21 protein-coding genes are annotated in these 20,912 nt (G+C 71.1%); 6 read left to right on the top strand and 15 right to left on the bottom strand.

Annotation, left to right across the window (positions count from 1 at the left end; translation table 11 throughout):
* Window positions 1-5: 5 nt before the first annotated feature.
* From BU204_RS03525 to BU204_RS03500, 6 genes are read right to left on the bottom strand one after another with little or no spacing between them, the layout of a single operon-like run.
* Window positions 6-1,175: a lipid-transfer protein gene (locus BU204_RS03525; protein WP_075124065.1), complete on the bottom strand. Its 1,170-nt coding sequence runs from the start codon at window positions 1,173-1,175 to the stop codon at window positions 6-8.
* Entirely contained in the window at window positions 1,172-1,570 is a 399-nt protein-coding gene (locus BU204_RS03520) for a MaoC family dehydratase (RefSeq protein ID WP_408607980.1), read from the bottom strand. The genes BU204_RS03525 and BU204_RS03520 overlap by 4 nt, the downstream gene beginning before the upstream one ends.
* Window positions 1,567-2,472 (bottom strand): bifunctional MaoC family dehydratase N-terminal/OB-fold nucleic acid binding domain-containing protein, encoded by a 906-nt coding sequence (locus BU204_RS03515; RefSeq protein WP_075124063.1) that lies wholly within the window; start codon window positions 2,470-2,472, stop codon window positions 1,567-1,569. The genes BU204_RS03520 and BU204_RS03515 overlap by 4 nt, the downstream gene beginning before the upstream one ends.
* Window positions 2,469-3,617 (bottom strand): acyl-CoA dehydrogenase family protein, encoded by a 1,149-nt coding sequence (locus tag BU204_RS03510; protein ID WP_075124062.1) that lies wholly within the window; start codon window positions 3,615-3,617, stop codon window positions 2,469-2,471. The genes BU204_RS03515 and BU204_RS03510 overlap by 4 nt, the downstream gene beginning before the upstream one ends.
* Window positions 3,614-4,606 (bottom strand): acyl-CoA dehydrogenase family protein, encoded by a 993-nt coding sequence (locus tag BU204_RS03505; protein ID WP_075124061.1) that lies wholly within the window; start codon window positions 4,604-4,606, stop codon window positions 3,614-3,616. Before BU204_RS03505 ends, BU204_RS03510 begins: the two co-directional genes overlap by 4 nt.
* Complete coding sequence (locus BU204_RS03500) at window positions 4,606-6,741, bottom strand: acyl-CoA dehydrogenase (RefSeq protein WP_075124060.1); 2,136 nt, start codon at window positions 6,739-6,741, stop codon at window positions 4,606-4,608. Before BU204_RS03500 ends, BU204_RS03505 begins: the two co-directional genes overlap by 1 nt.
* 143 nt (window positions 6,742-6,884) lie before the next feature.
* On the opposite strand from BU204_RS03500, the gene kstR reads away from it, so the two are divergent.
* Together kstR and BU204_RS03490 are read left to right on the top strand one after the other, a co-directional pair.
* Window positions 6,885-7,523 (top strand): cholesterol catabolism transcriptional regulator KstR, encoded by a 639-nt coding sequence (gene kstR, locus BU204_RS03495; RefSeq protein WP_075124059.1) that lies wholly within the window; start codon window positions 6,885-6,887, stop codon window positions 7,521-7,523.
* A 56-nt stretch (window positions 7,524-7,579) separates the two neighbouring features.
* A complete protein-coding gene (locus BU204_RS03490) occupies window positions 7,580-8,185 on the top strand; it encodes a class I SAM-dependent DNA methyltransferase (protein WP_075124058.1) in 606 nt (201 codons plus the stop codon).
* Window positions 8,186-8,205: 20 nt separating this feature from the next.
* Here the strand turns inward: BU204_RS03490 and shbA are convergent, their stop codons facing one another.
* Window positions 8,206-8,814, bottom strand: coding sequence for an RNA polymerase sigma factor ShbA (gene shbA, locus BU204_RS03485; protein ID WP_075124057.1), 609 nt, complete (start codon window positions 8,812-8,814; stop codon window positions 8,206-8,208).
* Window positions 8,815-9,380: 566 nt separating this feature from the next.
* Here shbA and BU204_RS03475 point away from each other — a divergent pair.
* The 4 genes from BU204_RS03475 to BU204_RS03460 all read left to right on the top strand — a co-directional run bounded on the left by BU204_RS03475 (window position 9,381) and on the right by BU204_RS03460 (window position 14,216).
* The gene (locus tag BU204_RS03475; RefSeq protein WP_075124055.1) at window positions 9,381-10,097 is read left to right on the top strand and encodes a GAF and ANTAR domain-containing protein; all 717 of its coding nucleotides are present in this window, start codon (window positions 9,381-9,383) and stop codon (window positions 10,095-10,097) included.
* 102 nt (window positions 10,098-10,199) lie between these two features.
* The gene (locus BU204_RS03470) at window positions 10,200-11,615 is read left to right on the top strand and encodes an amidase (protein WP_075124054.1); all 1,416 of its coding nucleotides are present in this window, start codon (window positions 10,200-10,202) and stop codon (window positions 11,613-11,615) included.
* A 115-nt stretch (window positions 11,616-11,730) separates the two neighbouring features.
* The gene (locus tag BU204_RS03465; protein WP_075124053.1) at window positions 11,731-13,017 is read left to right on the top strand and encodes an acyl-CoA dehydrogenase family protein; all 1,287 of its coding nucleotides are present in this window, start codon (window positions 11,731-11,733) and stop codon (window positions 13,015-13,017) included.
* On the top strand, window positions 13,014-14,216 hold the full coding sequence (locus BU204_RS03460; RefSeq protein ID WP_075124052.1) for an acyl-CoA dehydrogenase family protein: 1,203 nt from the start codon (window positions 13,014-13,016) through the stop codon (window positions 14,214-14,216). The genes BU204_RS03465 and BU204_RS03460 overlap by 4 nt, the downstream gene beginning before the upstream one ends.
* 95 nt (window positions 14,217-14,311) lie before the next feature.
* Here BU204_RS03460 and BU204_RS03455 read toward each other — a convergent pair whose 3' ends face one another.
* The 8 genes from BU204_RS03455 to BU204_RS03420 all read right to left on the bottom strand — a co-directional run bounded on the left by BU204_RS03455 (window position 14,312) and on the right by BU204_RS03420 (window position 20,876).
* Window positions 14,312-15,562 carry a tyrosine-type recombinase/integrase gene (locus BU204_RS03455; protein WP_075124051.1) on the bottom strand — a complete coding sequence of 417 codons (1,251 nt, stop codon included), beginning with the start codon at window positions 15,560-15,562 and terminating at the stop codon, window positions 14,312-14,314.
* A gap of 2 nt (window positions 15,563-15,564) precedes the next feature.
* Window positions 15,565-15,762 (bottom strand): helix-turn-helix domain-containing protein, encoded by a 198-nt coding sequence (locus BU204_RS03450; RefSeq protein WP_233159184.1) that lies wholly within the window; start codon window positions 15,760-15,762, stop codon window positions 15,565-15,567.
* Between the two features lies 1 nt (window position 15,763).
* On the bottom strand, window positions 15,764-17,359 hold the full coding sequence (locus BU204_RS03445) for a replication initiator (protein ID WP_075124050.1): 1,596 nt from the start codon (window positions 17,357-17,359) through the stop codon (window positions 15,764-15,766).
* The gene (locus tag BU204_RS03440; protein ID WP_083660970.1) at window positions 17,359-17,781 is read right to left on the bottom strand and encodes a hypothetical protein; all 423 of its coding nucleotides are present in this window, start codon (window positions 17,779-17,781) and stop codon (window positions 17,359-17,361) included. The genes BU204_RS03445 and BU204_RS03440 overlap by 1 nt, the downstream gene beginning before the upstream one ends.
* A 21-nt stretch (window positions 17,782-17,802) precedes the next feature.
* Window positions 17,803-19,404 (bottom strand): FtsK/SpoIIIE domain-containing protein, encoded by a 1,602-nt coding sequence (locus BU204_RS03435; protein ID WP_075124049.1) that lies wholly within the window; start codon window positions 19,402-19,404, stop codon window positions 17,803-17,805.
* Window positions 19,405-19,722: 318 nt separating this feature from the next.
* Window positions 19,723-19,965, bottom strand: coding sequence for an AMED_5909 family protein (locus BU204_RS03430; protein ID WP_233159182.1), 243 nt, complete (start codon window positions 19,963-19,965; stop codon window positions 19,723-19,725).
* Window positions 19,962-20,309, bottom strand: coding sequence for a hypothetical protein (locus BU204_RS03425; RefSeq protein ID WP_075124047.1), 348 nt, complete (start codon window positions 20,307-20,309; stop codon window positions 19,962-19,964). The genes BU204_RS03430 and BU204_RS03425 overlap by 4 nt, the downstream gene beginning before the upstream one ends.
* 111 nt (window positions 20,310-20,420) lie before the next feature.
* Complete coding sequence (locus BU204_RS03420) at window positions 20,421-20,876, bottom strand: hypothetical protein (protein ID WP_075124046.1); 456 nt, start codon at window positions 20,874-20,876, stop codon at window positions 20,421-20,423.
* Window positions 20,877-20,912: the final 36 nt, after the last annotated feature.

Genomic DNA, 20,912 nt, shown 5'->3' with positions numbered 1-20,912 from the left:
CGGCGTCAGGGTGGGGTCAGCACCAGCCCGCTGGTCGGCACGCCGGTCCCCGCGGTCACGAGCACGTTCTCCACCCCGCCGACCTGGTTGACCGCCGTCCCGCGGACCTGCCGGACCGCCTCGGCGATCCCGTTCATGCCGTGGATGTACGCCTCACCCAACTGCCCGCCATGCGGGTTCAGCGGCAGCGCGCCGTCCAGCTCCAACACCCCGTCGGCGACGAGGTGCCGCGCCTCCCCACGCCCACAGAACCCCAGCTCCTCCAACTGCACCAGGACGAACGGCGTGAAGTGGTCGTAGAGCACCGCCACCGACACGTCCTCCGGCCCGATCCCCGACTGCGCCCACAGCTGCCGCGCCACCAACCCCATCTCCGGCAGCCCCACCAGGTCCTCCCGGTAGTAGCTGTTCATCGTGTACTGGTCGGTCCCGCTGCCCTGTGCCGCCGCCGAGACCACCGCGGGCCGCTGCCGTAGGTCCCGCGCCCGCTCGGTCGAGGTCACCAGCAGCGCGACCGCCCCGTCGCTCTCCTGGCAACAGTCCAACAACCGCAACGGCTCCGCGATCCAGCGGGAGGCCTGGTGGTCGGCGAGGCTGATCGGCCGGCCGTGGAACCACGCCGCCGGGTTGGTCGCCGCAGCGCGCCGGTCGACCACCGCGACCCGTCCGAAGTCCTCACTGGTCGCCCCGAACTCGTGCATGTACCGCCGGGCGAACATCGCAACGGTGGCCGCCGGCGTGACCAACCCCATCGGGTAGTGCCAGCTGTTGTCCACCCCACCGGACGTCGGCTGGCCGGCGGCGGCCGCCTGCACCCGCCCGAACCTGTTACCGGACCGCTCGTTGAACGCCCGATAGCACAGCACGACCGACGCCGTCCCCGTCGCCACGGCCAACACCGCCTGCTGCACCACGGCACAGGCCGCCCCGCCGCCGTAGGGGATGCGGCTGAAGAACCGCAACGACGGCACACCGAGCTCACGCGCCACCGCGATCTCCGCGTTGGCGTCCATCGTGAACGTCACCATTCCATCCACATCGGACGCTGTCAGCCCGGCGTCGTCGAGCGCCGCCCGGCACGCCTCGGCGGCCAACCGAAGCTCGCTTCGCCCCGAGTCCTTCGAGAACTCCGTCGCCCCGATCCCGGCGATCGACGCCGCCCCCGAGACGGTCATACGACCACCGTGACCGAGCCGCTGAGGTGGTCGCCGAGGCTGTTCCGCCCAACCACCTCGACCACCAGGGACACCCCGTCGGACACCTCGGTCCGCGAGACGACCTGTCCACTGAAGGTCAGCGTGTCGTTGGCATAGCACGGAACACCGAGGCGGATCGCGATCCGCCGGACGGTTGCGTCCGGCCCCGTCCAGTCGGTCACGAAACGCTGCACCAGCCCGGTGTCGGTCAGGATGTTGAGGAAGATGTCCTTCGACCCCCGCGCCCGCGCCAGCTCCGGGTCGTGGTGTACGTCCTGGAAGTCACGCGTGGCGATGGCCGTGCTCACCACGAACGTCGGCGTCGCCGTGATCACCAGCTCCGGCAGTCGAGTGCCCACCTCCGTTCCGCTCACCGGACCCGCCACACCGGCATCGCCAGCTCGTCGTCCACCCGGTGGAACCCGACCACCACCGGCAGCCCGACCCGCACCGCCTCCGGCGACAGGTCCACCAGCTCCGCGAGCATCCGCACCCCCTCCTCCAGTTCCACGAGCGCGACGACGAACGGCAGCGTGCGGCCGGGAACCGGCGGGTGGTGGTGCACCACGAAGCTGTACACCTCGCCGAGGCCCGACGCGACGACGTACTCCTGCTCGGTCCCGCCACACCCGGGGCACATCGGCCCCGGCGGGTGCCGCAGTCGACCGCAGGTGCCGCACCGCTGGATGCGCAGCTCGCCCAGCGCGGTGCCGGCCCAGAAGAAGGCCGTATCCCGTCCGACCTGCGGCCGGATCGTCGGCGTCGCCGCGGGTGCCGCTGGTTTGGGCCGGAACTTGAGGACACGGAAGGACATCTCCACGACCGGCTCGTCGCCGACGTACCAGGTGCTGCGGGTGGTGACGAACCAGCCCTCACCCAGCGCCGTCCGCTTCGGACCGATCACGCTCTCCAGCCGCGAAGCCACCTCGACCGTCTCACCAGGACGGAGATAGCGATGGTAGGTCTGGTCGCAGTCGGTGGCCACGACCGAGGTGTAGCCCGCATCGTCGAGCACACCCACCATGGCGCCAAGCGGATCGTCGCTCGGACGGGTTCCGTGCAGCCCGTACATCGTCCACACCTGCGCCATCGCCGGCGGCGCGACGATTCCGCCGTGTACGGAGGGGAACGACGCGTCGGTGTAGACCGGGTTCCGGTCGCCGATCGCCTCGACCCAGTTGTGGATCATGGGCAGGTTCACCGGGTCCCGGCCCCGGCGCCGCGCGGACTCCCCCCGGGCGGTCACCTCCCTCGCCGCCTGTTCGATATCGGTCATCGCGGCACCCTGGGCAGGCCGAGCCCGGCCGTCGCGATCAGCTCGCGCTGGATCTCGTTCACCCCTCCGCCGAAGGTGAGCACCAGGTTCCGCTTCGCCTGCACGTCCAGCCAGCGCCGCAGCGCGTCGGTCTCCGGGTCGGCCGGGTCGCCGTGGGCGTCGACGACCTCCTCGAGCACGCGGCCGATCCACTGCAACCGCTCGGAGGAGAACACCTTCGTCGCCGACGCGTCGGCGACCGACACCGTCCCACCGGCCGAGGCGACCTGCCAGTTCAGCAGCTCGTTGACCCGCAGCACGGCGAACGTCCTGGCCAGCGCGCGACGCACGTCGGGCCGGTCCAGCAGGTCCCGCGCCCGCGCCCAGGTCAGGACCCGCTGGTACAGCGCGGCTGTCCGGCCGGCCGGGCCGAGCATGACCCGCTCGTGGTTGAGCTGGGTGGTGATCAGCCGCCAGCCCCCGTTCTCCTCACCCACCAGCATGTCCGCCGGCACCCGGACCTCGGAGTAGTAGGTGGCGTTCACGTGGTGCGCGCCGTCGCAGGTGATGATCGGCGTCCAGCTGAACCCCGGGTCCCGGGTGTCGACGACGAGGATCGAGATCCCCTTGTGCCGCGGCGCGTCCGGGTCGGTGCGGCAGGCCAGCCACACGTAGTCCGCGTCGTGCGCGCCGGTGGTGAAGATCTTCTGCCCGTTGACCACGTACCCGTCGCCGGTGCGGGTGGCCGTCGTGCGCAGCGAGGCCAGGTCGGTTCCGGCCTCGGGCTCGGTGTACCCGATCGCGAAGTGGATCTCCCCGGCGAGGATCCGCGGCAGGAACAGCTCCTTCTGGGCCGGCGTCCCGTAGGCCTGCAGGGTGGGCCCGACGGTCTGCAGCGTCACATAGGGCAGCGGCACGTCCGCCCGGGCTGCCTCGTTGACGAAGATCTGCTGCTCGACCGGGCCGAACCCGAGCCCGCCGTACTCGCGGGGCCAGCCGACCCCCAGCCGGCCGTCGCGCCCCATCCGGCGCACCAGCGCGCGGTAGGTCCCCCCATGCCGTTCGGTCAGCATCGCCTCGCGCTCGGCGGGCGAGAGCAACCCGGCGAAGTACTCGCGCAGCTCCTCGGCGAGGGCATGCTGGTCGGCGGTGAGTTCGAGGTTCATCCCGCCTCCGCGATCCTGGCGCCGAGCCCGGCCAGCCGGTGCTCGGCGCCGCCGACGAACCGGACGAGGTCCCTGACCGCCGAGTAGTAGCGGTGCAGCGGGTAGGCCGCGTCCACGCCGAGGCCGCCGTGCAGGTGGTGACACGTGTGCAGGGCCGCCGGCGCCTCCTCGGTGAGCCAGTACCCGGCCACCTCGAGGTCCTCCTCGCCGGCCTGGGAGCAGGCCGACCACGCCGCGAGGTGCAGTGTCCGCGCCGCGACGTAGACGTCGGCGATCTGCTGGGCCACCGCCTGGAACGTGGCCAGCGGCCGGCCGAACTGCTCGCGGGTGCGCACGTGCGCCGCGGTCAGCTCCAGCGCGCCGGAGACCAGACCGGACCCGAGCACGCACGCGCCCGCCAGGGCGAACCGGTGCAGGTGGGCGGCCGCTCCCGCCTCCCCGAGGGGCTCGGCGGCCACCTCCGTCAGCCCGACTGTCCACTCGGGAGCGCCGGCGGAGGAGTAGGTCGGGACGAGCCGTACCCCGTCGGCCGACGGGTCCACCAGGAACAGCAGGTCCGCCACCGGGACCAGGATCCGGTGTGCGCGCGCGGCGTGTCGGACCCCGGCCGCCCGACCGGAGAGCGTCCCCCGGCCGGTCACCGTCACCGCGGCGCGGGGTGCGCCGGTGAGCACCCGGTTGCCGTCGGCGATCTCGGCCAGCACCTGCTCGTGTTGGGTCCCCGTGCCCAGGGCGAGGACGGGCAGCACGCCGAGGGCGAACGTCTCGAGCACCGGTACCGGCGAGGCGACCCGTCCCACCTCGGCCAGCAGCACCGCGACCTCGGCCATGCCGAGCCCGTCGCCACCCAGCCGTTCCGGAACCGCCAGCGACAACAGGCCGGCCTGGGCCAGTGCCTTCCACGCGGCGTCCTGGTCGGACTCCCGGCGCAGGGTGGTCCTGGCCAACGTGGCGATCTCCCGCTGGGTCTCGTCGAACGCGAAGTCCATCACTTCTCCCTCGGCAGGCCGAGAATCCGCTCGGCGACGAGGTTGAGCAGCACCTGGGTGGTGCCGCCGGCAATGGACAGGCACCGGGTCAGCAGGAGCTCGTGCAGGTAGGTCTCGGCGCCGTCGTCCAGGGCCGCGCCGGCCGGACCGAGCAGCTCGACCTCGGCCTCGGCCACGTCCTGCCGCTGCCGCACGCCGACCAGCTTGCGAACGCTCGACCCGGGTCCAGGGTCGCGTCCGCCGAGCCGGCGCAGCGTCTCCCGCAGGTCCACGAGGGACACCGACAGGCCCTGTGCCACCAGCGTCCCGAGCCGCTCCCGGTCCCCCTCGGTGAGCTCGCGCGCCGCCGCCAGCTCGAGCAGCCGCTCGACACCGTCACCCAGCGAGGAGCCGGCGCCCAGCGCGACCCGCTCGTCGGCGAGCGTGGCCCTGGCGAGCCGCCACCCGCCGTTCACCCGTCCGACCACGCAGTCCTCCGGCACGAACACGCCGTCCAGGAACACCTCGTTGAACCGGGACTCGCCGGTGATCTCGCGCAGTGGTCGCAGGGTGATCCCGGGACTGCGCATGTCCACCAGGAAGTAGGTGATGCCGGCGTGCTTCGGGGCGCTCGGATCGGTCCGGGCGAGGCAGATCCCCCAGTCGGCCCGGGTGGCCTCGGAGGTCCACACCTTCTGCCCGTCCAGCCGCCAGCCACCGTCGACCGGGGTGGCCCTGGTGCGCAGCGCGGCGAGGTCCGAGCCCGCCTCCGGCTCGCTGAACAGCTGGCACCAGCGCAGGTCTCCACGCAGCGTCGGCAGGACGAACCGCTCCCGCTGCTCGAGCGTGCCGTGCCGCAGGATCGTCGGCACGGCCCACGCCCCGATCACCAGGTCGGGCCGGCGCACTCCCGCCCGGGACAGCTCCTCGTCGATCACCAGCTGAGCCCTCGGCGACGCGTCGAGGCCGTAGGGCATCGGCCAGTGCGGCATGAGGTAACCCGAGTCGGCCAGCCGCACCCGTCGCTCCGGTTCGGACAGCCCGCGCAGGCCGCTCGCGAACACGCGGGCGTCCCGGCGCACCGCCTCCTCCTCGGGGTCGGCCTGCCCGGGCACGCCGTCGCCCCAGATCCGGCGTCGCTCGCCGGCCAGCGCGAGCTCGGCCACCCGGCGCCGCCACCGCGCCGAGCCGCCGGCGAGCTGCCGGGCGGCGAGCGCGCGGCGCAGGTACAGGTGGGCGTCGTGCTCCCAGGTGAAGCCGATGCCGCCGAGGACCTGCACGCAGTCCTTCGCGTTGGCCACCGCGGCGTCCAGGGCCAGCGCGAGTGCGGCCGGCGCGGACAGCGAGCCGGGGGCCCGTGCCGCGTCCCAGGCGAGTGCGCCGGCCTGTTCGGCGCGGCACAGCATCTCCGCGCACAGGTGCTTCACCGCCTGGAACGAGCCGATCGGCCGGCCGAACTGCTGGCGCACCTTCGCGTACTCGACGGCCGTGCGCAGGCACCACCGGGCGACCCCGGCCGCCTCGGCGGCGAGGAGGGCGGCGGCGAGTCCGCCGACGTCCCTGCCCGGCAGCGGTCTCGCCGGCGCACCGTCCACCCGGACCCGCGCGAGCGGGCGGGAGAAGTCGAGCGGGCGCAGCGGTTCCACGGTGGCCTCGCCCGGGTGGAGCAGGACCCACACGATCTCCTCGGTCCCCGTGCGGGCCGGCAGGAGCAGGTGGGCGTCGCCGTGGGCGCCGAGCACGACCTCCGCGGTGCCGGCGACGGTGTCCCCGGCCGTCCACACGGTGCCGGGATCCAGTGCCACGCCGGCGGTCGCCCGCCCGTCGCCGAGCAGCGGTACGAGGTCCTCGGCCGCGGTGTCGACCAGGGCCAGTGCGGTGAGCGCGGTCGGCAGCACGGGCCCGGGTACGAGGCCCTCCGCGGACTGCTCCAGCGCGGCCGCCTGGTCGACGAGTGTCCCGCCGGCGCCCCCGAGCCGCTCGGGGAGGGCGATCGCGAACAGGCCGAGCGCGGCGAGCTCGGCCCAGTGTCCCCGCCAGTCGCCACCCGCCCCCGGCTCGAGCGCGCGCACCGTGGCCAGCATGTCCGCGCGCGCCGAGACGTCCCGCACGGAGTCCTGAATGGCCAGCTGCTCCCCGGTGATCGCGATCGACATCGCGTCAGTATAGAACGTGTTCCAGTTTTTGCGCTGCAACGCGACGTCACCGAGCCGTCACACGTCAGGCACACGACTCCGGAGGCCGTTAGGTAAGCTAGCGACCCGACGCTGGAACACGTTCCGACAGGGGATACGCACCAATGGCACGACCGCGCAGCTCGGGGGCTAACGCGCTGAACGTCCTGACCGACGAGGAGCTGGGCTCGGCGGCCCAACGCGACCGCCGCAAGCGCATCCTGGACGCCACGATCGCGCTGGCGGCGAAGGGCGGTTTCGAGGCGGTGCAGATGCGGGCGGTCGCGGAGAAGGCCGACGTGGCGCTGGGCACGCTGTACCGGTACTTCCCGTCCAAGATCCACCTCCTGGTGTCCGGGCTGGCCCGCGAGCTGGAGCGCGGCCGTGAGCGCACCGAACGGGCACCGATTCCCGGCGACACCGCCTACGACCGCCTGCTGTTCGTACTCGGCCGGATCACCCGGGCGATGCAGCGCGACCCGAACCTGACCGAGGCGATGACCCGGGCGTTCATGTTCGCCGACGCCTCGGCGTCCTCGGAGGTGGACGCCGTGGCCTCGCTGATCGAGCGAATGTTCACCCATGCGCTGCACGAGGGTGAGCCGACCGACGAGGACCGCGCGATCGCCAGGGTGATCGGCGACGTCTGGCTGTCCAACCTGGTCGCCTGGGTCACCCGGCGGGCGTCGGCGAGCGACGTCGCCCAGCGGCTGGAGCTGACCGTGCGCCTGCTGCTCCAGCAGCGAGGTGCCACGACGGGGTGACCGGAACACCCGGTCGGCGGGTGGACGCTCGGTGCACCCGGAGGCACGATGGCCGGATGGGAAGCGAAGGGACCCCTGCCTTCGACCTGATCGGCCGACGCTACGACGATTCGTTCCTCGAGCGGGACGCCCAGATCGCCGAGGGGGCCTGGCTGATCGAGCGGAAGCCACGCCGGGTCCTCGACCTCGGCTGCGGCAGCGGCGTGCCGACGGCGAAGCAGCTGCTGGCCGCGGGCATCGACGTGGTGGGGGTGGACGAGTCGTCGGTCATGCTCGACCTCGCCGAGGAGCAGGCTCCTGGCGGGCGGTACCTGCACCGTGACCTGCGCCGGATCGACGACCTCGGCGAGTTCGACGCCGCCGTCGCGTTCTTTTCCCTGCTGATGCTCCCCAGGGCGGACATCCCGCCGCTACTGCGCGCGCTGCATACGCAGCTGCGCGGCCCCCGGCTGCTGTTGGTCTCGATGGTCCTCGGCGACTTCGACGAGTTCCCGATCAGCTTCCTCGGCGTGCCCACCAAGGTCTGCGCCTATCCACCTGAGGAGCTGCGCAGGGTCCTCGCCGACACGGGCTTCGAGACCACCGAGCTCCGCGAGGTCGCCGCGGAGGCCGAGCCGAACCGCATCGAGGTGCAGATCTATCTCCGCGCCCGAGCGAGCTGAGAGATCACGGGTTTGTTGGGTCAGACCCACTCGGTGGGCTGCAGGGCGGCGCGGAGCTTGGCCAGCGCGCGGTGCTGGGTGACCCGGACGGCGGTCGGGGTGAGGCCGACGGCGGCCGCGGTCTCCTGCGCGGAGAGGCCGACGATCAAGCGTAACCGCAGGATCTCGCGCTGGCGCGGCGGCAGCGTCTCGAGCAGGTTGGCGAGCCGCTCCCGCAGGTCCGAGGCCATGATCTGCTGCTCAGGGCTGGCGCTGATGTCGACACCGTCCGGCACGTCGGCGGCCGGGTCGGACCGGTCGCGGCCGGCCCGGCGGTAGTGGTCGGCGACCTTGTGCGCCGCGATCCCGTAAACGAACGGGAGGAAGGACTCCGGCTCGTCCTTGTACCGGCTCAGCGCGCCGAGCACGGCCACACAGATCTCCTGCGCCACGTCGTCAGCGGAGGAGTAGGCGGATCCGCTGCGACCGATCCGTGACCGGCAGTAACGGACGATCGCGGGCCGGATCCACGCGAAGAGGGTCGCGATGGCGTCCCGCTCGCCGGCCATGGACGAGGCAACGAGTTCGTGGAACGCCGCGCTCTTCAGCCTCGCGAAGATTTCGGTGGCGTCGGACGAGATGACCTGCATGTGAGTGATACTCGTAAATCTGCCCCGTCCGGACCAGGGTCCAAAGGCCCTGTCGCGATGACGCAGTTGCACCCGCAAGTACCGAAAAAGGCCGCTACGCTGCGAGAATTCGGGGCGGCCTCCGTCCAGCTCAACCGAAATGAAACACGGTGATCCACTACGGGGTACCCCACGCGGGGGAATGTGTCACAGCGTACGCGAGCGCTTACAGTATTCCAATTTCGGCCGCTGTCACCTGCGCCCGCGCGCGTCGCGAGAGCGGGTATGCGCGGCGGCTGGGGGTCCGCGCGCGGCTCTCGCCCACGCCACCGATCCGATTGCGGAGCGTGTCACGTAGCCTCCCGCGCTCACCGGCGAGCACCAGGCAGAGGGAATGCTGTCCGGCCAACCGGGTGTCGATGCGGACGAGTCGTTGGTCCCTTTGCGTGCACGCGTGTTCGCGGAGGGTAAACCTCTTTCGGAAATCGCCCGCGAAGTCGGGGCTCATTGGCTGAAAACTTCGCCGCAATCCCCGTGGTCGTCACGCAGCCCGCCATAACTGGCAGTGGCGGTCGTACTCTTGTCCAGTGAGCAGCACGGCGGCGGAAGAGCTGGCTGAAACGTTCGTCGAGCTCGCCGACACCCTGGTCGACGAGGTCGATCCGGATGACTTCCTCGACCTGCTCGCCGGCCGGTGCGTGCGCCTGCTCCAGCTGGCAGCGGCCGGTCTGCTGCTGGTGGACAGGAGCGGCCGACCGCACGCCACCGGCGCCTCGGACGAGCGGGCGGCGAGGCTGTCCCGGCTGGACGAGGGGCCCGCCCACGACTGCTGCCGTGCCGGTGTTCCGGTGCGCGCGTTGCACCTGTCCTCCACCGGCGGTCCCTGGCCGCGGTTCGGTGCCACGGCGGCGGCCGTCGGCTTCGCCTCGGCCCACGCGGTGCCCCTGCGGGCCCGGGGAGAGGTGCTGGGCGCGCTCGCCCTCTACCGCACTGCTCCCGGCGAGCTTGACGATGTGCGGGCGCGGGTCGCCCAGGCGCTGGCCGACCTGGCCGCGATCGGCCTTGCCCAGGCCAGGTCGGTCCGCCGGCAGGCGGAGCTCGCCGCGCAGCTCCAGAACGCGCTGACCAGCCGGGTGGTGATCGAGCAGGCGAAGGGCATCGTCGCCGAGCGGTTCCAGGTGCCCGTGGACACCGCGTTCAACGCCCTGCGCCGGCACGCGCGCGCGACGAACACCCGGATCGCCGAACTCTGCGGCGCCGTCGTCACCGGACAGTTCGACACGGCCCGCCTGCCGCTGCCCTGATCGACTTCGTGCGCCTGTCGGCGGTCGCTGGTAGCACTGGTGGTGGACGGTTCACGTTTTCCTGGGCGGACCGGCGGTGCGGCGGGTCCGGGGAGGAGCACGATGACGGGCACGCTGGAGCTGTCGGCGACCGAGCTGCTGGTGGAGTACCGAGCCGGGCGCCTGTCGCCGGTCGAGGTGACCCGGGAGGCGCTGGACCGCGTCGAGGCGGTGAACGCGACCCTCAACGCCTACTGCCTCGTCGACCGGGAGCGCGCGCTGGCCGACGCCGCCGAGTCCGAGACGCGCCACCGGCGCGGCGAGCCACGCGGTCTGCTCGACGGGGTGCCGGTCTCGGTCAAGGACGTCCTACTCAGCCGGGGCTGGCCGACGCTGCGCGGCTCTCGCACGATCAGTCGCGAGCAGCCGTGGGACATGGACTCCCCGGCCGTGGCGCGCCTGCGTGAGCACAACGCCGTGCTCATCGGCAAGACGACGACACCCGAGTTCGGTTGGAAGGGCGTGACCGACAGCCCGCTGACCGGGGTCACGCGCAACCCCTGGGACCCGCGGCGGACCTCGGGTGGGTCCAGCGGGGGCGCGGCGGCGGCGGTGGCCACGGCCACCACGCCGATCTCGATCGGCACCGACGGTGGGGGTTCGATCCGGATCCCGGCCTCGTTCTGCGGGGTGTTCGGCATCAAGCCGACCTACGGCCTGGTGCCGGCGTTCCCGCCGAGCCCGTACGGCACGCTCGCCCACGTCGGTCCGTTGTCCTGGACCGTCGAGGACAGCGCTGTCGCACTCGACGTCCTGTCCGGAGTAGACAATCGGGACTGGAGCAGCGGCCCGCGTCCTGAACGGACGGTGATGTCCACATTGGAGGTCGGAGTAGCCGGGATGCGCATCGCGTTCAGCCCGTCGCTCGGCTTCGCGACGGTCGACCCGGAGGTGGCCTCGATCGTCGCCGCGGCGGCGAAGTCGTTCACCGACCTCGGAGCGCGGGTGGAGGTTGTCGACCCCGGCATCGCCGACCCGCTCGAGTCGTTCCAGGTGCTGTGGTTAGCCGGCGCGGCCGCGGCTGTCGCGGGGCTGTCCGAGGAACGGCGCGCGGGGCTCGACCCCGGCCTGCGGGAGGCCGCCGCCGAGGGCGCCCGGCTGTCGGCCGCGGAGTACGTGGCGGCGAGCGCGGTCCGGGCTGAGCTGGGGCAGGTGATGGGCGAGTTCCACGAGCACTTCGACCTGCTGCTCACCCCGACCATGCCGATCACGGCGTTCGAGGCGGGCGTCGAGATGCCGCCTGGCTCCGCGGCGTCGAGGTGGACGGGATGGACGCCGTTCACCTATCCGTTCAACATGACCCAGCAGCCGGCGGCCAGCCTGCCCTGCGGCTTCACCTCGGCGGGGCTGCCGGTCGGGCTGCAGGTCGTCGGCCCGCGACACGCGGACGCGCGGGTGCTCACCGCTTGCCGGGCGTTCGAGCAAGCCCGGCCCTGGCGGCAGCGGCGGCCGCCGGTGGGTGAGCGCGACCACACCTGACAGGCGCCGACCGCTACCCTACTCTAGAGTAGGTAGATCTTAACTCGCGAGTAGGTTGGGGTGGTTCGAGATGTCGGGCCGAGGTCTCGGCGCGGGTCCACACCGGCGCAACGCCATGGGCGCCCTTATGACGGTGTTGAACCGGGTCGCCGGCTCGCCGCTGGTGAGCAGGCTCGGCGTGAAGGCACCGGTGGACCGCGCGCTGTTCCACGCGACCAGGGTGGGCTTCACCGCCGCCAACCGCACCTTCGCCGCGACCAGGAAGCTGACCCGGCCCCGTCGGCTGCCCTCGGCACCTCAGCGCACGGTGTTCGACCTGACGCCGACCGAGGAACAGCAGCTGATCGTGGAGACGGTCCGCGAGTTCGCCGCCGAGCAGCTGCGGCCGGCCGCGGCGGGCGCCGACGACAAGTGCGCCGCACCGCCGGAGCTGCTGTCCACCGCCGCGTCGCTGGGTGTCACGCTGGTCGGCGTTCCCGAGGACCTGGGTGGCGTGGCCACCGAGCGGTCGACGGTGACCAACGTGCTGGTGGCCGAGGCGCTCGCGCACGGCGACATGGGTCTCGCGGTTGCCTGCCTGGCACCGGCCGCGGTCTCCAACGCGCTGGTCCTGTGGGGCGACGAGGACCAGCAGGCGACGTACCTGCCGGCGTTCACGGACGATGACGTGCCGCCCGCGGCGCTCGCGGTGCAGGAACCCCGGCCGCTGTTCGACCCCTTCTCGTTACGTACCAAGGCATACCGAACCTCCGGCGGCTTCGTGCTGTCCGGTGAGAAGTCGCTCGTTCCGCTGGCGTCGGCGGCCGAGCTGTTCGTGGTGGCGGCCGAGCTGGACGGGCGCGGGCCGGCGCTGTTCATCGTGGAGTCGTCCACCGCCGGGCTCTCGGTCGAGCCGGAGCCGGCGATGGGCCTGCGCGCGGCGGGAACCGGGCGGCTGGTGCTCTCGCAGGTGGCGGTGCCGGAGTCGGCGCTGCTCGGCGGGGCGGCGTCGTCGGTGTACGCGGACTGCGTGCGGCTGTCGCGGCTCGGCTGGTGTGCGCTGGCCGTGGGAACCGGTGCGGCCGTGCTGTCCTATGTGACGGACTATGTGAACGACCGGGTGGCGTTCGGGGAGCCGGTGTCGCACCGCCAGGGTGTGGCGTTCCGGGTGGCCGACATCGGCACCGAGCTGGACGGGATGCGCCTGCTGACCTACCGGGCGGCGGCCAGGGCCGAGCAGGGGATGCCGTTCGCGCGCGAGGTGGCGCTGGCGAGGACGTTGTGCGCCACCAAGGGAATGGCGATCGGGAGCGACGGGGTGCAGTTGCTCGGTGGGCACGGTTTCGTGAAGGAGCACCCGGTGGAGCGGTGGTACCGGGACCTGCGGGCGGTCGGTCTGATGGAAGGCGCGGTGCTGGTGTGATCAACCTGGAGATCTCCCCGAAGCTGACGACGCTGGTCGACCAGGCCAGGCAGGCGGCGATGGCGTTCCTGCGGCCGAACTCGCGCAAGTACGACCAGGCCGAGCACACCTACCCGCAGGAGCTGGACACCCTGGCCGCTCTCCTGGACGGCCTGAGCGCCTCCGGCGGGGGCGCCGGCGCCGGCGGCGTCCGCCGCGCGGCCCGGTCGTCGAAGGAGGTGACCAACGGCGCGAACATGTCCGTGGCACTGGGCACCATGGAGATGTGCTGGGGTGACGCGGGTCTGCTCCTCGCGATGCCGCGCCAGGGCCTCGGCAACGCGGCCATAGCGTCGGTAGGCAACGACGAGCAGGTGGCCCGCTACAAGGGCAAGTGGGCCGCGATGGCCATCACCGAACCCGACGCCGGCTCCGACTCGGGGGCGATCCGCACAACCGCCGTCCGCGACGGCGACGACTACGTCCTCAACGGCGAGAAGATCTTCGTGACGTCCGGCGAGCGGGCGGACTGCGTCGTCGTCTGGGCGACCCTCGACCGCAGCAAGGGAAAAGCGGCGATCAAGTCGTTCGTCGTCGACCGCGGCACGCCCGGCTTCGAGTTGGTACGCCTGGAGCACAAGCTCGGAATCCGAGCGTCCGACACGGCGCACTTCCGCCTGGACAACGTCCGCGTGCCGGCCGCCAACCTGCTGGGCAGCCCGGAGATCAAGCCGGACCAGGGTTTCACCGGCGTCATGCAGACCTTTGACAACACCAGACCCCTGGTCGCGGCGATGGCCGTCGGCATCGCCCGAGCGGCGCTCGAGGAAACCCGCCGCCTCCTCACCGATGCCGGCGTCCCGATCGACTACGACCGTCCCCCCGCCACCCAGCCCGCGGCCGCGGCCACGTTCATCGACCTCGAGTCCGACTACGAGGCGGCGTACCTGTTGACGCTGCAAGCGGCATGGATGGCGGACAACGGGAAGCCGAACTCCCTCCAGGCGTCGTACGCGAAGGCCAAGGCCGGGCGGAGCGTCACGGACATCACGCTGCGATGTGTGCAGCTGTGCGGGAGCGTCGGGTACGGGGAGCAGGAGCTCCTCGAGAAGTGGGCCCGGGACGCGAAGATTATGGACATCTTCGAAGGCACCCAACAGATCCAACAGCTCATCATCGCCCGTAGGTTGCTCGGGAAGACCAGCGCGCAACTCAGGTGACCTGCGGAAACGTGCCCGGCCGTCACAGTCCATGATGGACTCGACGGCCGGGACAACGACCCTCCTAACGATCTTTATCGGCGCCGTTTTCAAGATCATGCCGTCTCCAGGCCGTCATCTGGCGCAGGCCGTCCGAACACCCCGTCGACGGCGACCCGCGCCCGCTCGTGGCTCGACGGGACGAGGTGGGTGTAGGTCCGGAGCGTGAACCCGGGGTCGGCGTGGCCGAGGTAGTCGGCCAGCTCCTTGATCGAGACGCCCTGGGAGAGCAGCACCGAGGCGTAGAAGTGGCGAAGCGCGTGCATCCCGTCTTCCCGCTTCCGGTACTCGACGCCGGCCACTCGGAACGCGCCGTGCCAGACGACCTTGTGGAACAGGTCGCCCGAGTAGAGCTGCCGCCCATCGCCCGTGACCAGCAACCGCACCGTGACCGGTTCCCCGCCCGGCTCCTTCCACGGCAGCGTGACGGCGACGGACGGAAACCGCCGCTCGTGGTCCTCAACCTCGGCCAGCACCGACGTCGACACCGGCACGGTGCGCGTCTTCCCGCCCTTCGGGGGAGCGAACACCAAGGTTCGGTCGATGATCCGGATCTGACGGGTCAGGTTGAGCACCATCTCGTCACCGTCGAAGTCGTCGAGTGAGACGCCCAGGATTTCGCCCTGCCGCATCCCCAAGCCCGCCCCGAGCGGGACGACGACCGAGAACCGCTCCGGAAGGCCCTTCCGGACTGTCCGCACGCGCTCCTCGGGCCACACCGTCACCTGCGGACTTGAAGCAACCGGACGGCGGATAGTCTTTGCCTTGCAGGGGTTATCGCGAGTCAGTTTGTCCTCAATGGCCGATTCGAGCACACCCGAGACTGCGTTGAACAACGCGACCTTGTAGTTCTGGCTGAACTTCTTCTCGTCGAGGTAGCCGAGCCAGTCACGCACGGTCGACGGCTTGATCGACCCCACCGGAAGGTTTCCGAAATGCGGGTAGATCTGGCTTTCCAGCCGACTCCGCAGCGCGTTGCGGGTGGCCGCGTCGGGCGACTGGCCCTTGATCCAGTTCTCGGCGACCTGCCGGAACTTCTTACGCCCCGCCTCCGGGTCGACGTACTTGCCTTCCCGCTTGTCCGATTCGACCTCGATCAGGAAGTCCTCGGCGCGCTTCTTCTGCTTGTCCGGAAAGGACTTGGACCTCTCCTCGTTGTCGGGGTCGAGGTACCGGACGCGGTACCGCAGGCCGAGACCGTAGTTCTCGGTCTTCTCCATGATCGGCTTGCCCCGAGCGTTCAGCAGGATCTGATCCGTCTCCGGGTCCTTCTTGGGCCGGTACCACCGGTCCTGGATGTGCCCCATGGCTACGCGGCCTCCGTCGCCCAGGCCCGCACCGCACGCGGGTCATAGCGGAGGTGTCGGCCGATTTTGCGGACCGGTGGCCCCTCGCCGCGCCACTTCCACTGGTAGAGCGTCTTGACCGGCACGCCGAGGTAGGCGGCTACGTCATCGACAGTCCATAACCGGTCCGGGCCGCCGATGTTGGCCATGTTCTCCCCCATGTCAGGCCGCCTCCTGCCGAGTTGCCGAAAGATCGGGCGGTGGTTCGCCGGCCGCGAGGAGCGCTCTGTCGTACTCGGCTTTCCACTTGATCCGTTCGGCTATGGCGTGCATGAGCAGGTGGTCCCTCGGCGGCTGGTTGGGGTCGCCGGGTTGGACCTTCTGCCACACCAGCCGCGACCGGTCCTCCTCCGGCTTGCTGATCCCGACCTCAGCGAGCGCGGCCAGGACGAACGCCTTGCGGTCGGCCCGGTGGTCAGCGAGCGTCTTGCCGGACCACTTCCGCGACACGAGCACCCGCCGGCCGGGGAGCCCGAGCGTGGTGCGCCGGTGTGCTCGAGACTTGCACTGGCCAGGGTGGGTGCGTGCGTTCGCGCCGAGGGGTTGGACGCCGTAGAGCAGCCAGACCGCGCACCGGGGCGAGCACGGCGTGATCCGCAGCTCGTCGTGCAGCCGGTCGTGGTGGGCGCGTTGCCGGTCGGTGTCGGCGGTGATCACTTCGCCTGTGGACTTGGTGAGGTATTTGGTCAGGTAGCCGATGTGGCGCCCGGCCTCGTCGGAGCCGCCGAGGATGCCCTTGGAGTGCACCTGTCGGCCGAACCGCACCACGTGGGCGGGCTCGTCGACCTGGTCCAGCGCTTCAGCCCACCCGGTGAGGGGTTGCCGGGTGTCGGGGTGGACGAAGGCGCCGTTCTCCCAGACCGGCAGCTGGTCCCCGGTGTAGACCAGCTCGTCGTGCGCCGGCCACCACACTTGGTGGTAGGTCGCCGCCGTTACCAGGCGCAGCACCTCATGCGGCACCGATCCCCGGATCGCGGCGTGCAGGTGGGGTGCGCAGCGCTTCTGCGGTTCGACGGTGGCGAAGTACTGCACATCCCAGCCGACGACGCGGCGGAGGTTCTGCCACCACCGATCCACCAACGCCGCGAAGTGCACGGCGTCCCGAGCCGCCCGCCGGTAGTCGTACGTGCCCGGGTTGACCGGCGTGCCGTCCTCCCGCACCGGCCCATAGCTGTCACAAGTGAGCGTGACGAACATGGACGGCCGGAACCGCCCCGCGAACTCCCGCCCCACGGTCCGGTTCTCCACCCGCCGCCGAGGCAGCTCCGGGGCGTCCTGGCGCCGCTTGGTAGACCTCTTCACCGGCCGCTTGTCCGGCCCCTCGGGCGAGGGCAGCCGGCCGCGCATGCCGAGTTGCCGAAGTTCCTCGTCGACCGACCGGATCTCCTCCAGCAGCTCGTCCGCTTCGCCGCCCTCGGCCTTTTGGTAGGCGGATACCAGGTCGACGCGCAGCTCCATCAACGCCGTCTGCTCCGGCGAGGGTTGGTCGGGGGTGAAGTTGGGTTCGTCGCTGAGGTGCCAGCCCTCGCGGCACTGGACCATCCGCAGCGCTCGTGCCTTCCGGGCGCAGGGTCCGCACTGGGATTCGATGGTGGATCCGCAGGGGACGGGGACGTAGCGCAGCTCCCCGGTGTCGAGGTCGCCGACCTCCATGGTGAACGGCCGGACACACACGCCGTGGGCCTCGGCGGTGGCGGCGATGACGTCGGAGGCGAGCGGTTGCCGCATGCGTTCGGCCCGGGTCTGGTGACCGTTCATCAGGCAGCCTCCCGCTCGCGGATCAGGTTGAGCAGGGCGTACAGCTCGTCGAGCGACACGCCCTCTCGCTCACCGGGTCGGAGCTGGACCAGGCCGAGGCAGTCGGCGAACGGACCGCCGCCGTAGGCGAGGAAGCGGACACCGCTGGCAGAGCGGCCACGCACGGTGACCAACAGCCGGGCCTCCCGCGCGTGGGTCCATTCCGCGGTGACTTCGGCGAGGGTGGTCGTCCAGAGCAGCACGTCGGCCAGGACGTGGGGCAGGTCGGGTGCGCCGCCGAGCTGGACCTCGACCTGGGCCTCGTTGGGGTGGAAGGCCACCAGGACCGGGGTGGGCAGGGTGCGTCGGTGCACGTGGGCGCGGTAGGCGCCCATGAGCAGGTCGAGGGTCGAGGGCACGGCCGAGTGGTTGATGATCATCATGAAAATCCTTTGCGAAGAAGGTCAGGCCACGCCGCCGGGCGCGTTGTCGCGCCGCGTGGTGCGGGGGCCGGGGAAGGTGTGCACGGTGCCCGCACGATCGGTCGCAGGGCTTCCGGTGACGAAGGTTTCGAGTTCCTTGATCGTCTCGTCGGGCACCCAACCGCCCCGGACGCGCAGCGGTTCGCGGATGCCCTCGCCGAACAGGTAGCCGACCCCAGGCTCGGTCTCACCGATCCGGTTGGCCCACGCGCCCCGGTCGTAGGCCTGGTCCCCGAGGACCATGGCGACGTGGGACTTGGTGGCCACGCGCAGGCAGATGCGGCGGGGAAACAGCTCCCGCACCGGAACGGTGTCCTTGGTGGGCTCCTGGACATAGCCGCGCACCGTGTAGCCCAGGGCTCGGCCCTGGGTGGTCAGCAGCGCCACCCGCTCGGTGATCGCTTCCCGGAGTTTGCGGTCCCCGATGTAGCGGATCAGGGCGCCGATCTCGTCGAACTCCACGATCTCCAACGGGTACTCCCGCGAGATCGGCACGGACCGCAGCCGGCCGGCGAACGCCTTCTTGCGCTGTTCCGCCCCCTCGATCAGGTCGTCGAGCAGCCCGAGTGCGTCTTTGCCGGTGACCGCGTAGCGGGCGAAGATGCGCCGCCCGTAGGCCAGCTCCATCCCCTTTGGGTCGATCCCCGACAGCCGCACGAAGCCGTCCCGGATGGCCGGCGCGATCGATACCAGCGGGCACCACATCTGCGCGCCCTTGCCCGCGCCGGTGACCCCGGCGTGGAGGGTGTGCGAGCCCTGCAACGACTGGTGCCAGTCGGTGCCGTAGTCGGTCCGGCCGCTCCACACCCGCCTGAGGTCGATCTCGCCGCCGGCTACGTCGACCAGGCCGGCGAGGTCGAGGCAGGACACCGTCTCGGCGAGCAGGTTCCGTCGCTGGAAGTCGATCGACACGACCTGGGGCTGTAGCTCCCGCACCTGACAGCGGGCGACCCCACGAGCGACGGCCAACGCTCGGGCCGACTCGTCGAAGTCCTCCGGCTTCTGCCCGGGCACCAGCCGAACCCGCACCTCGTCCCACGAGGTCCCCGACCGGACACCCAGCACCCTGGGCACCTGGTCGGCACGCGGCTTGACCTGCCGCTGCACCTTGCTCCGACCGAGCGGGTTCACCGCCACCACGACCGGCCGCTCACCGTCCCGGACGGTCAGCCCGCACGCGCGCAGCCACCCGGGGAGCCGCCGGGCGTAGACCGTCCAGCGCAACCACCACGACCGCAGCCACCGGCCAGGCCGAGCCTCGAACGACGTGCGATGCCGCCACCGCCACAAGGCCAGCACCCCAACCACGGCCACGGCGGTGACGAGGACCGGCAGCCAGCCCCACCACCACGTCCAGGCCGTAAGGAACGCGGCGCAGAGCGAGGTCCGCCAGTGCGCCACCACGAGCCGGACGGCTCGGTAGCTGGTCTTCACCATCAACCACAGCGCCACGAGCACCATGGCCACGGTCGCCAGCGCCTCCAGCACCGACGCCAACGCCTTACCGATCTTGTTCAGAACCCACACGACAACGGCGACGACACCACCGGCCGCGAGCAGTTGCAACAGTGTCTGGGAGTTCATCGGCGCTCACCGGGCCGAGGAATGAACTCCAACGCGAGGAAACCGTTGCAGCGGTCGCAAAGGGACTCTCCTGGCCACATTCGCGCGAACCGCTTACACCGAGAACACCGACGACGATCTTGGGTGGTCGGCCCCTCTGGCGGGTTAGCCGAGGGAGGGTCTAACCTGTTCACTGTCTACCTCCGGGTGGACAGCGCAGGAGCGGAAAGGTTGGGAAGCCTCGAATTCCGCTTCTGCGCCTACGGGATCAGCACGGCGACACCAAGGCGTGCGCCATCGCCACATGACCCTGCATGCGGAGTGTCTACTGTGGACTTTCTACTTCCGGCGCTTGCGCAAGCTCTCCTCGATCTCGTGGGCCTTGCGCTCTTCCCGGGATGCCCAGTACAGGGCCTCGTGGTGGTGCCCCCGGTCGGTCTCCGCGACCTCCTTGTACACCGTGGCGCTGCGCCGGTAATAGGACAGCCACACGTGAGAGGACGCCCCTGACGAGGGCCGCTCACGCGTCAGCAGCTCGTGTGCCTCCATTAGCAACACGGGCTTGGAACGCTTGCTGGTCACCCCGCCACCGACCCCCATTGATCGCCGCCGGCCGCCGTGTCGGGTGGGATCACCTGCGGGTGCGGTAGCCGCGACGGCACCGCCTCGTGCTTCGCGCGCGCCGCCCAGTCCCGGGCCTGGAACTCGAACGCCTGCGCCGCAGTGCCCAAGGCGGCTACCGCCCACCACGCCATCCCCGGCTGGGCCGCCATCTCCCGCCACGCCGCCGCCACATCCGCCGACGCCCGCGCCATCCGCCGCGCCACGGCCCTGTCCCCGGGCTCGGTGGTCGCGACCGACTTCGAGGCCACGCCGTACGCCCCGTACAGGGCCTCCCAGCGCTTGACCAGCTCCTCCGACACCATCACCACACCTCAGCCTTTCCGCCGAGGCGGGACCGAGAGCCGGCCGGGCGGCTGTGTTGCCGCACCGGTCAGCCCCTCGGGTCAGCCGCGCCCCAGCACGCATCTCGTGCCTCACGCGGCCTTGTTGGTCGACTCGGGCGCCTTGCCAGCCGCACGGCTCCCACCAGCCGCGCCGACCGCCTTGAAGCCGGTCGCCCGGAACACGAACGACTGGTACTTGAACTCCCCGTTGCCGGACACGCGCGGCTCAGCCGTCATGCCCTCCAACTCGATTGGCCGGACCCCCGGCAGCACCTCGGCCGTGGTCGGCACCGGCTGAACGTCGGCCAAGAACGTGATCTCGAACGAGGCCCGCTTGGCGTTGCGCTCGTCCGGGTCGGTGACCGTCGCCCTCCACTGCCGCTTGCCGGTGGCCTCGTCGACCCGCTGCCGCACCGGCCGGCCCGCAGCCATGTCCTCCCGCGACTGGTACTCGGTGTCTGGCGCGATCTCGCCCACCAGAACAAGCCCCTGCGGAAAAGCATCCGCGAACTCGATCGGAAATCGGAATCCTCTGGGAATTGCCATCTCAGATGTAAACCCTTCTGTGCACTCACCGGCCCT

The sequence above is a fragment of the Actinophytocola xanthii genome, assembly GCF_001921205.1.
GTDB classification, from domain to species: domain Bacteria; phylum Actinomycetota; class Actinomycetes; order Mycobacteriales; family Pseudonocardiaceae; genus Actinophytocola; species Actinophytocola xanthii.
Note: the sequence above shows the minus strand (reverse complement) of the source record. Positions and strands in the feature narration are given on the sequence as shown.